Below are 12440 nucleotides of genomic sequence, written 5' to 3'. Positions count from 1 at the left end.
CTAGCTGGCCACGCCGCGGATGCGGTAGCCAAGCTGAATGGAGAGCGCGTCGGCGTGCTGGACCACAAGCGGGGCAATGTTCTTGACGCGGCTATCGGGCAGGCGTTTGGACGTGCCTGTGACGCTGATGGCGGCGATCACTTTTCCGCTGGCATTGCGGATCGGGGCGCCAATGCAACGCGTATGCGGTTCAAACTCGCCATTGTTGAGAGCATAGCCGCGCTCGCGGATGATCCGCAGCTCCTCGCGAAGCTTGTCGGGATCGGTGATCGTGTTGCGCGTGTAGGCCACCAGGCCCATGTCGATGATACGCTGGACGACCGGGGCAGGTTGGAAGGCCAGCGCGGCCTTGCCGACGCTCGTGCAATAACAAGGTGATGACTCGACGAGCGTGCTGGAGTTGTTGCGGACCAGTGGTCCACCCGGAGTATGCGACACGAACACCATGCTGATGCCGTCGAATACACCCAGATGCACACCTTCCTGCGAAGCCTGGGTCAGCGATTCGACGATCGGCCGCTGCTGCTTCTGCAGATCCATGCTCGACAGCACGGTGTTGCCGAGCTGAAGCAGGCTCAGGCCCAACCGGTACTCGTCCCTGGTATGATCCTGATCGAGGAAGCCGATCTCGCGTAGCGAGACGCACCATCTGTGCGCGGTGCTGCGCGGCATGCCGGTTCGTTCGGCGATCTCGGAAACACTGAGGCTGCGCTCCAGGACTGAGAAGCACTGAAGCACCTTCTGCATCTTCTGCGCGGAGGTTTCGGCGCCGCTGTCTTTGTCCGCCTCGCTGTTCACGGCGTCCATGTTTTCCCGTCCTGAATATGACCTCTGGACGTCCGAATATATGGGATACTCGTTCTACGAGCAAACGGATGAAATTCATATTTTATCCCGACTATCGGGATATTGTTTCGACGAAAACGCAATTAGCTACGTAATTTCAATTCGTTGACGATTTTTGACAAGGAAAAGGTGCGCCGTTATCGGTGCCATTTATCAGGATCAACTAGAGCTGCGGAGTCATCGTAAATCATGAGCACCACCTTGAAGGGAATCATCCCGGCGCTCGTCACCCCGTTCGATCAGGACGGCAACATCGAGGAGGCCAAGTTCAGGTCTCATGTCCGCTATATTCTCAGCAAGAAGGTGCATGGCGTGTGCTTCGGCGGTTCGACCGGCGAGGGGTTCACGCTCGAGACCGCCGAACTGCGTCAGCTCGCTGCGGCTGCTGTCGAAGAGGTCAACGGCAAGGTGCCGGTCGTAGCCGGCATCATTTCCAACAGCACGCGCGATGTGGTTGCCAAGGCCAAGGCGCTTAACGGTCTTAACATCACCGCGCTGCAGGTCACCCCGACATTCTACGTGTTCGACTACGGCGAACAGGCGATGTTCGACTATTTCAAGCGCATCTGGGAAACAGTCGGCATTCCTCTTGTCATCTACAACGTCATTCCCTGGAATCTGCTCAGCACCGAGCTCGTCCTGCGCATTCTGGAGGAGATCCCGGGCGTCATCGGCATCAAGCAGAGCCAGGGCAACATCAAGCGCGCCGCCGAGCTGGTAATCCGCGCGCCGAAGGGCAAGGCGATCCTCGCCGCCATCGATGACCTTCTGTATCCGTGCTTCATGATGGGTGCGCAAGGCACTCTGGCTGCTTCGCCGACGGCCGCGCCGGGTCCCTGCGTCGCGCTGTGGGATGCGGTCGAGCGCGGCGATCATGAGCTCGCACTGAAGATCCATAACAAGCTCGTCCCATTCTGGAACCTGATGGGCCACGAGAATCTTCCGGCTCTCGTCAAGTATTGCCTCGAACTTCAGGGCGATCACGTCGGCCTGGCGCCGCGGCATCCCATGCCGCCGGCAAGTGAAGAGCAGAAGAAGGTCATCCGTCCGGCGCTCGAAGCCCTGCTCGCGTTCGATCCGGGACGCTGATCGTCTCTCATATCCACAAAATCGGCGCGCAAAGTGCCTAGCGCGGAGGAAGAACATGTCCAGGAGTCCCGAAGCGGCGAATCCCGAAGCGGCTGATGCTGCTCTCCCGGCGGCCGGCGCCATCAATCGCCGGGACGTCTTGAGGACGATGGCTGCGCTGACGGCCGGCGCCGCCGTCGGCCTGCGCTCTCCCGCAGTGCTGGCCCAGGCGAAGCGGTTCGATGGCGTCACGCTTCGCGGCGCCTGCTTCCAGCACGTCTTCCATGAGAATGTGAAGGCCTATCTGCCGGAGTTCGAGAAGGCGACAGGGATGAAGGTCGAGATCGATCTCTAGGCTTTCCCCGTCTACAACCAGCGCATGGATCTCGAGCTTTCCACGCAGGGATCGAGCTACGACTTCATCAACATCACGTTCCCTTATTCGGGGCGCTGGGTTGGTGCGGGCTGGCTCGCGCCGCTGGACTCGTTCGTCAGTGATCGCAACCAGACTCCCGCGGAGTGGAATCCCGACGACTTCGTCAGCGGCACCCAGACCCCGTTCCGCGGCAAGGACGGCAAGACCTACGGCTTCGCCTGGGAGGCCGGCGCGATGATGATGGGGATCGCGCGTTACGACCTGATCGAGAAGGCCGGTCTCAAGATCCCAGAGACGCTCGAAGAGCTCGCTGCGGTCTGCGCGGCCGTCCATGGCAAGGATGGCGTTGCGGCCTACGTGAACGACAAGCTGCATCACTGGAATTTCCCGCCCTACCTCATGAACATGGGTGGCAAGGTGTTTCGCAAGGCGCCGGACGATCTGATGCCGACGCTCGATACGCCGGAAGCGGCGCACGCCGCGCAATATTATGGGGATCTCCTCAGCAAATACGGCCCGCAGGGCGTGTTGTCGTTCACGGACGATCAGGCGCTGCGCAGCCAGACGGAGGGGCGCGCCAACATTCGCACCAACGCGATGGCCTGGGTGCTGCCGCTCGCCAAGCGCGCCGATTCCAAGGTCAAGGAGACGACACGCTTCGGCATGATCCCGAAGGGCGCCGGCGGCAGGTTCCCGGGCTCCAATGCCAACGGCTACGGCATTCCGGTCGGCGCGCGGCAGAAGGAAGCCGCGTGGGCCTTCATTCAGTGGGCAACCTCGAAGGAGACGTTCCGGCGTATCGCGTTCGAGCGCGGCGGCCTCGCCGTTCCGCGCCGGTCCATCATCGACGATCCGGAATACCGCAAGGTGCTCAACATCAACGGTCAGGATGTCGCCGCGCTCTATCTTCAAATTTTGGAGCGGGCCGGCGAGGGCAACTACATGAGCTACCGTACCGTCCCGGTCTTTCCGCAAGTGGGCGACAAGATCAACAAGGCGATCGAGCGCATCGCCTCGCGTCAGCAGAGCGCGGAGGCTTCCATGGCGACGGCACAGGCCGAAGCCGTTGCCGATCTGCGCAAGGCCGGTGTTGCGCTTTAATGTCGATCTCCACCAAGGTGTCGGATTACGCCGCGGCCAGCGATGGCCGTGGCGCAGCTATCGGCGCGCTTCCCCATTTCGAACGACAGCGGATCCGCTTTTTCTGGATGCTGCTGACGCCGGTGCTCGTGATCCTCGCCATCGTCACGCTGCTGCCGACGATCTATCTTCTGGTCACCAGCTTTACGCCGCTGAGCCTGGCGACGCCGGGAACCGCCTGGAATTTCTCGGACCCGCTGGCCAACTACAAGGTTCTGTTCGGCGACAGCAGGCTGCACAACAGCCTGTGGGTGCAGCTCAAGCTGTCGTTCTTCACCGTGGTGCTGCAGCTCCTGCTCGGCCTCGTCGTGGCCTTGCTGCTGAACATGCGCACCGCGCTGATGGAGGCCTTGCGCTCGACGTTTCTCGTGCCGATGGTGTTGCCACCCATCGTCGTGGCGATCATCTGGAAGGTGCTTTACTCGCCCGACATCAGCCCGGCGTGGTGGATATTCAAAGCGCTTGGCTGGTCCGTCGCGACGCCGATCACCGATGCCAATTGGGCGCTGACCGCGATCATCATCGCCGATACCTGGGAATGGTTTCCCTTCACGATGCTGATCATCCTGGCGGCGCTCTCGATGATGCCCGAGGAGCTGCGCGAGGCCGCCCGCATTGACGGCGCGACAAGCTGGCAGCTCACCTGGTTCGTGACGCTGCCTTATCTGCGGAACACGCTCCTGGTTGCCGGCCTGTTCCGATTGATCGACAGCATCAAGACCTTCCCGCTGATCTATATCCTTACCGATGGCGGGCCGGGCACCGTGACCGAAGTCTCCAACTATTACGTCTTCTCGCAGTCCTTCAACTACAGCTATATCGGCTACTCGTCGGCAGTCACCATGGTGCTGCTTGCGATCACGCTGTTGCTGAGCTGGATCATCATCCGCGTCGTTGCAGGAGAGTCCCGTGTCGACTAACGCTCCCTCCTATCTGCCACGTCGCGAACGCATTCTTGCCAACACGCTCGTCATCGTGCTCGCGATCCTGACGCTGTTGCCCTTCCTGTGGTTTGTGGTGATGAGCTTCAAGCCGTCGGACGAGTTCTTCACCGGAATAGATGGCTTGTTCTTCAAGCCGACGCTGAAGAACTACGAAGGGTTGTGGACTGGCCGGTTCTCGGTGTCGATCTGGAACAGCATCGTCACCAGCACGGTTTCGACCGCGTTGGCGCTGATGATCGGAACGCCCGGCGCCTACGCGCTGTCGCGCGCCACCATGCGTCGCGAGCGCACGTTCTCGCTGCTTATCCTGGCCTCGCGAATGGCGCCGCCGGTCGCCTTCGCCATTCCCTACTTCCTCGTTTACCGCAATCTTGGACTACTGGACACGAAGACCGGCCTCATCATCGTCTACCTGACTTTCAATCTCGCGCTGGTCGTGTGGCTGATGCGCAATTTCTTCGATGGGACGCCGCGCGCGCTGGAAGAGGCCGCCTGGATAGATGGTGCCAGCCTCTGGAAGACATTCGTGCTGATCGTTCTTCCGATGTCCACTCCGGCGATCGCCACCACGGCAATGTTGTGCTTCCTCTATTCCTGGAACGACTTCTTCTTCGCCCTGACGTTGACCCGCAACAGCGCCATGACCGCTCCCGTCGAGGTCGTGAACTTCATGAACTACGAAGGTTGGGAGTGGGGCAAGATCGCCGCCGGCGGCACGCTGATCATGATGCCTGTGCTGCTCTTCTCGGTGCTGATGCGCAAGTACCTCGTCGCGGGCATGACCGCGGGCGCGGTCAAGGGCTGACGCGGGCTCGCCCTTCGCGAAGGAAGAAACATGCAATGAGTACTGTAACGATCAAGGACGTGCGCAAGCGCTACGGCTCTCTTGAGGTGATCCACGGGATTTCGGTCGACATCGAAGACGGCGAGTTCGTCACGCTCGTCGGGCCGTCGGACTGTGGCAAGTCCACGCTGCTGCGCATGATCGCCGGGCTGGAGGTCATCAGTTCCGGCGCGATCAGCATCGGCAGCCGCGTTGTCAACGACGTCGCGCCGAAAGACCGTGACATTGCGATGGTGTTTCAGAACTACGCCCTCTACCCGCAGATGACGGTCGCTCAAAACATGGGTTTCGCGCTGCGGCTGCAGAAGCGTCCGAAGGCAGAGATCGAAAAGCTGGTGCGTCGGGCGGCGTCCATTCTCGACCTTGACAATTATCTGGAACGCTATCCGCGCCAGCTCTCCGGCGGCCAGCGGCAGCGCGTGGCCATGGGCCGCGCCATCGTGCGCAACCCGCAAGTGTTCCTGTTCGATGAGCCGTTGTCGAACCTCGACGCCAAACTGCGCGTGCAGATGCGCTCCGAAATCAAGAACATGCACCAGCGGCTCAAGACCACGACGGTCTATGTCACGCACGATCAGATCGAGGCGATGACCATGGCCGACAAGATCGTCGTGCTGCGCGGCGGCACGGTCGAGCAGGTCGGACGACCGCTGGATCTTTACGACAAGCCGGTCAACAAGTTCGTGGCCGGGTTCATCGGCTCGCCGGCGATGAACTTCATTCCGGCGATCGCGAGCGGCGGGCGCATCATCGCCGATGGCGGCGTAGATCTCTGTTCGGCGCCGGGCATGCAGGACGGACGGAAGGTGATCTTCGGCATCCGGCCGGAGCACATCCACGTCGGCAAAGCGGGCGTGGACGGGACCATATTGCTGATAGAGCCGACCGGTGCCGAGACCGTGCTGCAGCTTCGTGTCGGCACGACGCCAGTCACGGCCGTTGTCCGGGAGCGCATCACGGCTGCTGTAGGGGACGTCATCAAGCTGGCGTTCGACCCCGTCATTCATCTGTTCGATCCCGGGACCGAAGCGCGTATCGGCAACTGACCTTGTGCCATTCAGGAGGGCTTCTCATGAAGAAAATCATCAACTCACCCTCGGACTATGTTGACGAGATGCTTGCCGGCCTCGTGGCGGCCAATCCCTCGCTTGCTCTGGGCGGAGAGGCAAAGCGCGTGGTGCGCAGGGCGGAAGGCGCGCGTCAGGGGAAGGTCGGCATCGTCTCGGGCGGAGGCTCGGGGCATCTGCCGCTCTTCACCGGTTATGTCGGCAAGGGGCTGCTCGACACCTGCTCCATCGGCAACGTCTTCGAGGGACCGAATGTGGCCTCCTGCACCGAGGCCATCAAGCTTGCTGATGGTGGCGCCGGCGTGCTGCTGCTCTATGGCAATTATGGCGGCGACCGCATGAATTTCGACATGGCCGCCGAGATGCTTGAGCTTGATGGCGTCGAAACGCGCACCGTGCTTGGCTGCGACGACATCGCCAGCGCCTCGCCTCAGGAGGCGCGCAAGCGGCGTGGTGTCGCCGGCATCGTCTACGCCTACAAGATCGCCGGCGCACGCGCAGAGGAGGGGGCCAGCCTGTCCGATGTCGCCGAGATCGCGCAGAAAGCTGTCGATGCGACCCGTACCATCGGCATGGCGACCGCGCCCTGCCGCGTGCCCGGCGCGGACAGATCGACCTTCACCGTCGGTGAGGATGAGATGGAGATGGGCATCGGCATTCACGGCGAGCCCGGCATCTGGCGCGACAAGCTGAGATCCGCTGACGAGATCGCGACCGAAATGATCGAGCGCCTTCTGGCGGAGCAGCCGCGGGGCTGCGGCAATCGGGTCTCCATCCTCGTCAACAGCCTGGGTGCGACGCCGCTGGAAGAGCTGTTCATCCTCTACAGGAAAGCGGCCCAACTCCTGGCGGCACGCGGGCTACACATCGTGATGCCGCTTGTTGGTCCCTATGTGACGTCGATGGAGATGGCCGGCGCCTCGATCAGCCTTTGCTTCCTCGACCAGGAACTGGAACGCCTTCTCGCTGCTCCCGCATACTGCCCATTCTGGACGGTCGGCTGATGCTGTCGGCAAAGTCCCTCATTTCGGCAGCGTCGCGCGCTCATGCCGCCATGCCGCAGCTCGAACAAGAACTCAATGCTGCCGACGCGAAGTTGGGCGATGGCGACACGGGCGGTATGCTTGCCAGGGTGATTGAGCGGCTGGCGTCGGTGGATGCGAAGGACGGCGACGATCTCGGCCGTGTCTGCGGCGCTCTTGCACAGGCGGCCGCGGCTGCCACCGGCTCCAGCCTTGGCACGCTATTTGCGACCGGACTTCTCGCGTTCGCTCGCGCCACGAAAGGCCGCACCGAGCTTGCCGCCTCGGAGCTGGGTCCGATCCTTGCTGATGTGCGTGACGCGATGCTGAAGCGCGGCCAATCGGCGCTCGGTGACAAGACGGTCATCGACGCGATCGATGCCGTTGCCAAGGCGGTTACGGGCAAGTCGGACTGGACAGCGGTGGTCAGCGCCGCGCGGCAGGGTGCCGCCGCTGTGTTGGCCGGTTTCAACGACAAACCCTGCAGGATCGGCCGTGCGCGGATGTTCGGCGACAAGAGCCGCGGCCTCGACGATCCCGGAATGCTGGCATTTGTCAGGCTGGTGACCGCCGTTACGGAGGGCAATCATGCCTCATAAGGCCTTGCGCGCGGAGCAAACGAAGCGATCCGCGCGCTCTTGGCGAACAGGAGTAATTACAGCAGGACGCCGAGATCGGTTGAGAACGGGATTATACATCGCGACAGCGCTTCAAACACAAGCATTTGTAGAAAGCGCCGCAGGTGAACATCCGGAAGAACAGTTCGCCGAAGAAGCCGACCGCGCCGGCACTTTTGCTCGGAGAACCGCATTGCGGCTTCGGTCAGCGCGACGCTCCTCGGCGAACCGAGCCGATTCACCATCACGGCGATCGAGGACAGCACGGTGCTGGAATATGATGTCGCCGCGTTCAGGAAGCTCGTTTCCAAATTTTCCGATATCGCCGCCTTCTACATCAGCTACATGGAGCAGCATTGGATCATCGAGAAAGAGCCGGACGAGATATCGTTCCGCCACGACGATGCGATGAAGCGCTATCGGAACTTCATCGACAAGATGCCGGACCTGCACAGGCGCTTGAAGCAGCATCACATCGCGGCATGGCTCGGCATCACTCCGGAGAGTCTCAGTCGCCTGAGACGGGCCATTGCCTATGGCGGGCCGGATTCGCGCTGAGGCGATTTCTTACCAAAGATCAATGCGGTCAGCGGCGACGCCGCTACGTTCCGAGCCGTCGTCGCGAACAGCGCGATGACGTCTCGTCATGCTATTGCCCGCACATGATTACTGGAGAACTTGAATGACCAAGATGATCTTTCTCAACCTGCCGGTAAAGGATCTTGCTGCAGCGACTCGCTTCTATGAGGCGATTGGTTGCAAGAAGAACGAGCAGTTCAGCACCGACCAGGCAGCCATGATGGCATGGTCGGACACGATTACATTCCACCTTCTGACGCATGATTATTTTGCAAGCTTCTCGGCAAAGCCGATCGCCGCCGCGAATGTGAGCGAAGTGCTGATCGCCCTGTCGCGCGCATCGCGCCAGGAGGTGGACGCGATCTGCGAAGCCGCCGCGATCACCGGCGGCAAGGCCGATGTCCGGCCGCCCCAGGACATGGGTTTCATGTATCTCCGCTCGTTCGAGGATCCGGATGGCCATGTCTTCGAACCGATGTGGATGGACCCTACCGCCATCGCAAATCAATCGGATTGACACTTTTCAAACGGGAACGCGGTGGTCGGTTCAGGCATCGCGTTCCCGCTCCGCGCTATGTGCGAATATTGCCGCGGATAGAGCGACGCGCTCCACTCTATCCCCCTGAGAAGCCTGCGAAGCAGAGGCCATCGGCGGGCCTCCTCGGCAAGCAAGGCTCGGCCGAAGTTGGTGTGGAGAGCGGTCCCCGTCCGGAGCCCGGCGCACAAGCTCGCGGGCTCCTACTGGCGTCAGCGACACCGACGCACTAAATACTCCCGGCCATGCAAGACGATGCGCTCGAGGACTTCATCAACCGCCACTCACGTCTGTTCGTCCTGACGGGAGCAGGCTGCAGCACAAATTCCGGCATTCCGGATTATCGCGATAGCGACGGCAAGTGGAAGCGAACGCCGCCGGTCACCTACCAGGCCTTCATTCGTGAGCACGCGACCCAGCAGCGCTATTGGGCGCGGAGTCTGATCGGGTGGCGGAGGTTTGGCCGTGCATTGCCCAACGATGCCCACCATGCGCTGGCCAAGCTGGAAGCGAAGGGACGAAGCAAGGTTCTCCTGACGCAAAATGTGGATGGGCTGCATCAGGCTGCGGGCAGCAGGCAGGTCATCGACCTGCACGGACGACTTGATATGGTTCGGTGCCTGGGATGCGCATCGACGATGCCGAGGTCGACTTTTCAGGATGAGCTGGCTCGCTTGAACGGCGCGTGGCTCGGTTTGGACGCCGCGGACGCTCCGGACGGGGACGCTGACGTCGAGAACGAGGATTTCTCAAGCTTTGTCGTACCGGCTTGCCGCGTGTGCGGGGGCGTTCTCAAGCCGGATGTCGTCTTCTTCGGCGAAAATGTTTCGCGCGAGATCGTTGCCACCGCTAAGAGCCATTTGAACGAAGCCGACGGCATGTTGATCGTCGGTTCCTCGCTCATGGTCTATTCCGGCTTTCGGTTCGCGCAGATGGCCGCTCAAAATGGTCTGCCGATCGCGGCCGTCAATCTCGGTCGGACCCGTGCCGATCACCTGCTCACGCTGAAGATAGAAGATCGCTGCGAGGCGGCGCTTGCCTTCTTGCTATGAGAAACTCGGCGAGTGTCAGGAACAACAAAGCTACAGTGACCTTCCGAGGTTGGCCTCCCGGAAAGGCAAACCGCTACTCGATTGCGGCCTTGATGAGGTTCAGCAGTTCCTGATACGGCTCACGGCTCGGCGGGTCCGACGGCGCTTGCCGCATCAGATCGTAGATCTTCGGAACGAGTTGGACGGCTTGATCGAGTTCGCCGTCGCGACCCGGCTGATAGCCGCCCATCAAGCGCAGATCGCGCGTGTCCTCGAAGCGCGCGATCATGGCGCGCAATTTTCGCAGCAGATTGCGCTCGTCCGCGGTCCAGACCTGTTGGGCCAGGCGCGATACCGATGAGAGTACATTGACGGCGGGATAGCGCCCTTGATCTGCGACCTCCCGGTCAAGCACGATGTGCCCATCGAGAGTGCCGCGCACCGTATCCGCTATCGGCTCATTGTGATCATCGCCATCGACGAGCACGGAGTAAATGCCGGTGATTGAGCCCTGTCCGTCGATGCCGGGTCCGGACCGTTCGAGAAGGCGCGGCAACTCGCTGAAGACGCTTGGGGCATAGCCGCGCGCAACCGCCGGCTCGCCGGTGGCCAGTGCTATTTCGCGGGCCGCGTGAGCGAAGCGTGTGACCGAATCGACGATCAGCAGCACCGATTCGCCGCGATCCCGAAAATATTCGGCGATCGTGGTGGCGGTCTTTGCCGCCAGGCGGCGCATCATCGGGCTCTCGTCGCTCGTGGACACCACCGTGATCGCGCGCGATTGATGGTGAACCAGTGCCTCCTCGAGGAATTCGCGTACCTCGCGGCCGCGTTCGCCGACCAAGGCCGTGACGACGGTGTCGAAACCCTGGCTTTGCGCGATCATGGACAGCAACGTCGTCTTGCCGACGCCTGACCCGGCGAAAATACCAATACGTTGCCCGACGCAGAGCGGCGTAAACAGGTCCAGCACCCGCACTCCCGTCCGCAACGGTGCGCGCACCCGGGCGCGGCTGATGGCGGGCGGCGGGCTTGCATCCGTTGACATCACCCGGTCCCCGACGTGCAACGTGCCAGCGTCGTCGAGCGGCTCGGCAAGGGCGTTCAGCACCCGGCCCTTCCAACTTGGATGCGGCGAGATCGTCTTTGGTGGATGACGATAGGCAACGAGGCCCAGGCCCGCCCCGATGTGGGAATCGAATGGCTTGGCAGTGACGCCGTTGCCGTCGATACGAACGACCTCGCCGAGTTGTACCTGGCCATCGATTTCGAGCCCGATCAACTCTCCCAGTCTTACGAATCGCGAGAGGCCCGAGACGCGGTAATGCGTTGGCGCGACCTCTGAAACGGTGCCGCCTACCCGGACCGTCGGCACGTCCTTGCGGAGCGACGAAAGCGTCGATTCCAGCCGCTCCAGCGCATTCATTCGGTCACCAGGCTCCTGTGTTGCTGGCTGCTATGCCTTGGGCGGTTCGCCAAGCGAGCGAATCGCATTCTGCATCGTGCCCTCGGAGCCCTCGACAAGCGAGGTGACGCTCTGGAACGCGCGCGAGGCGGTGATCAACTGTGTCAGCTCCGATAGCGGATCGACGTTGGACTCCTCGACATAGCCCTGCTGGAAGCCGGTGTACATGAAATCGACGACGGGCGTCGCGGCACGGTCCGGAATGACCCCCGAATTGCCGTAGCGCTCCAGCTTTGCGCCGGCAGGAATGTCGAACAGGCCGAGCACTCCGACCTGGTTTATGCCTTGTGTAATGGTCCCGTCTCGCGAGATCGTCAGCGGTCCGCCCTCGGGATCGACGATGATCGGCGTGCCGCCTGCATCGAGCACGGGGAACCCTGAAACGGTCTGCAATTCGCCAGTGCGGTTGATCTGCATCCGGCCGTCCCGCGTGTAAGCCGTGCCGGTGGGACCGGTAAAGCCCATCCATGTGTTGCCGATGACGGCGACGTCGAGCGTATTCTCGGTCCGCGTCACGCTTCCGGGCCTTCGGGAGATGAAGTTTTCTCCGGGGGTCGAGAAGGCGACGGGCTGGGATGCGGCGCGCGACATTGCCGTTTCGAACTTCACCGCGTCGGCGCGGAAAGCGGTCGTCTTCATGTTCGCCAGATTGTTGGCGATGGTCTCAAGCCTCTTTTCGACGGCGACCTGAGCGGAAAGGCTGACATAGAGCGCTGATTGCATACCGGCTATCGTCCGATCTTCAGGTTGCTGCGCGCCGTCCGCTCGGAGATCGAGCCGGATTGCCGGAGATCTCCGATAATTTGCGATCGTGGGACACCATCGCGAAAGCGGCTCCTGCGCGCACACAGGGATTAAGACTGCCTGAAAAATCGACCGGCAAGCTTGTGTGAGGCTGTTCGCGCC

14 protein-coding genes are annotated in these 12440 nt (G+C 61.8%); 11 read left to right on the top strand and 3 right to left on the bottom strand.

Going from position 1 to position 12440, the window contains the following annotated elements; genetic code table 11:
* Complete coding sequence (locus ACZIRK_RS22690) at positions 1 to 807, bottom strand: IclR family transcriptional regulator (protein WP_463328132.1); 807 nt, start codon at positions 805 to 807, stop codon at positions 1 to 3.
* 228 nt (positions 808 to 1035) lie between these two features.
* On the opposite strand from ACZIRK_RS22690, the gene ACZIRK_RS22685 reads away from it, so the two are divergent.
* The 11 genes from ACZIRK_RS22685 (at position 1036) to ACZIRK_RS22635 (ending at position 10090) form a co-directional block, all read left to right on the top strand.
* Complete coding sequence (locus tag ACZIRK_RS22685) at positions 1036 to 1935, top strand: dihydrodipicolinate synthase family protein (protein ID WP_028161552.1); 900 nt, start codon at positions 1036 to 1038, stop codon at positions 1933 to 1935.
* Between the two features lie 55 nt (positions 1936 to 1990).
* The gene (locus ACZIRK_RS22680; protein ID WP_463328131.1) at positions 1991 to 2269 is read left to right on the top strand and encodes a hypothetical protein; all 279 of its coding nucleotides are present in this window, start codon (positions 1991 to 1993) and stop codon (positions 2267 to 2269) included.
* A 24-nt stretch (positions 2270 to 2293) separates the two neighbouring features.
* Positions 2294 to 3391 carry an ABC transporter substrate-binding protein gene (locus ACZIRK_RS22675; RefSeq protein ID WP_463328130.1) on the top strand — a complete coding sequence of 366 codons (1098 nt, stop codon included), beginning with the start codon at positions 2294 to 2296 and terminating at the stop codon, positions 3389 to 3391.
* Complete coding sequence (locus ACZIRK_RS22670) at positions 3391 to 4350, top strand: carbohydrate ABC transporter permease (RefSeq protein ID WP_080663507.1); 960 nt, start codon at positions 3391 to 3393, stop codon at positions 4348 to 4350. Before ACZIRK_RS22675 ends, ACZIRK_RS22670 begins: the two co-directional genes overlap by 1 nt.
* Positions 4340 to 5179, top strand: a complete 840-nt coding sequence (locus ACZIRK_RS22665) for a carbohydrate ABC transporter permease (protein ID WP_207230935.1) — start codon at positions 4340 to 4342, stop codon at positions 5177 to 5179. Before ACZIRK_RS22670 ends, ACZIRK_RS22665 begins: the two co-directional genes overlap by 11 nt.
* 35 nt (positions 5180 to 5214) lie before the next feature.
* Complete coding sequence (locus tag ACZIRK_RS22660) at positions 5215 to 6264, top strand: ABC transporter ATP-binding protein (RefSeq protein ID WP_130223188.1); 1050 nt, start codon at positions 5215 to 5217, stop codon at positions 6262 to 6264.
* Between the two features lie 26 nt (positions 6265 to 6290).
* Positions 6291 to 7289, top strand: coding sequence for a dihydroxyacetone kinase subunit DhaK (locus ACZIRK_RS22655; protein WP_130223186.1), 999 nt, complete (start codon positions 6291 to 6293; stop codon positions 7287 to 7289).
* Complete coding sequence (locus ACZIRK_RS22650) at positions 7289 to 7906, top strand: dihydroxyacetone kinase subunit L (protein WP_130223183.1); 618 nt, start codon at positions 7289 to 7291, stop codon at positions 7904 to 7906. Before ACZIRK_RS22655 ends, ACZIRK_RS22650 begins: the two co-directional genes overlap by 1 nt.
* Before the next feature lie 285 nt (positions 7907 to 8191).
* On the top strand, positions 8192 to 8482 hold the full coding sequence (locus tag ACZIRK_RS22645) for a cyclic nucleotide-binding domain-containing protein (RefSeq protein ID WP_207230933.1): 291 nt from the start codon (positions 8192 to 8194) through the stop codon (positions 8480 to 8482).
* A 124-nt stretch (positions 8483 to 8606) separates the two neighbouring features.
* Entirely contained in the window at positions 8607 to 9020 is a 414-nt protein-coding gene (locus ACZIRK_RS22640) for a VOC family protein (RefSeq protein ID WP_130223181.1), read from the top strand.
* 263 nt (positions 9021 to 9283) lie between these two features.
* Positions 9284 to 10090: an NAD-dependent protein deacetylase gene (locus tag ACZIRK_RS22635; protein WP_130223179.1), complete on the top strand. Its 807-nt coding sequence runs from the start codon at positions 9284 to 9286 to the stop codon at positions 10088 to 10090.
* 73 nt (positions 10091 to 10163) lie between these two features.
* On the opposite strand, the gene fliI is transcribed toward ACZIRK_RS22635, so the two are convergent.
* Both fliI and flgF read right to left on the bottom strand, forming a co-directional pair.
* Positions 10164 to 11495 (bottom strand): flagellar protein export ATPase FliI, encoded by a 1332-nt coding sequence (fliI, locus tag ACZIRK_RS22630; RefSeq protein ID WP_028161559.1) that lies wholly within the window; start codon positions 11493 to 11495, stop codon positions 10164 to 10166.
* A 30-nt stretch (positions 11496 to 11525) separates the two neighbouring features.
* Positions 11526 to 12257 (bottom strand): flagellar basal-body rod protein FlgF, encoded by a 732-nt coding sequence (gene flgF, locus ACZIRK_RS22625; RefSeq protein ID WP_130223177.1) that lies wholly within the window; start codon positions 12255 to 12257, stop codon positions 11526 to 11528.
* Positions 12258 to 12440 lie beyond the last annotated feature (183 nt).

Source organism: Bradyrhizobium sp. Leo114, assembly GCF_055229415.2.
This window is presented reverse-complemented; position numbering and strand designations above follow the sequence as displayed.

Coding starts and splice junctions, on each gene's coding strand:
- flgF (WP_130223177.1), bottom strand. CDS start 12,257: ATGCAATCAGCGCTCTATGTCAGCCTTTCCGCTCAGGTCGCCGTCGAA.
- ACZIRK_RS22640 (WP_130223181.1), top strand. CDS start 8,607: ATGACCAAGATGATCTTTCTCAACCTGCCGGTAAAGGATCTTGCTGCA.
- ACZIRK_RS22635 (WP_130223179.1), top strand. CDS start 9,284: ATGCAAGACGATGCGCTCGAGGACTTCATCAACCGCCACTCACGTCTG.
- ACZIRK_RS22650 (WP_130223183.1), top strand. CDS start 7,289: ATGCTGTCGGCAAAGTCCCTCATTTCGGCAGCGTCGCGCGCTCATGCC.
- ACZIRK_RS22655 (WP_130223186.1), top strand. CDS start 6,291: ATGAAGAAAATCATCAACTCACCCTCGGACTATGTTGACGAGATGCTT.
- ACZIRK_RS22675 (WP_463328130.1), top strand. CDS start 2,294: ATGGATCTCGAGCTTTCCACGCAGGGATCGAGCTACGACTTCATCAAC.
- ACZIRK_RS22670 (WP_080663507.1), top strand. CDS start 3,391: ATGTCGATCTCCACCAAGGTGTCGGATTACGCCGCGGCCAGCGATGGC.
- fliI (WP_028161559.1), bottom strand. CDS start 11,495: ATGAATGCGCTGGAGCGGCTGGAATCGACGCTTTCGTCGCTCCGCAAG.
- ACZIRK_RS22685 (WP_028161552.1), top strand. CDS start 1,036: ATGAGCACCACCTTGAAGGGAATCATCCCGGCGCTCGTCACCCCGTTC.
- ACZIRK_RS22660 (WP_130223188.1), top strand. CDS start 5,215: ATGAGTACTGTAACGATCAAGGACGTGCGCAAGCGCTACGGCTCTCTT.
- ACZIRK_RS22690 (WP_463328132.1), bottom strand. CDS start 807: ATGGACGCCGTGAACAGCGAGGCGGACAAAGACAGCGGCGCCGAAACC.
- ACZIRK_RS22680 (WP_463328131.1), top strand. CDS start 1,991: ATGTCCAGGAGTCCCGAAGCGGCGAATCCCGAAGCGGCTGATGCTGCT.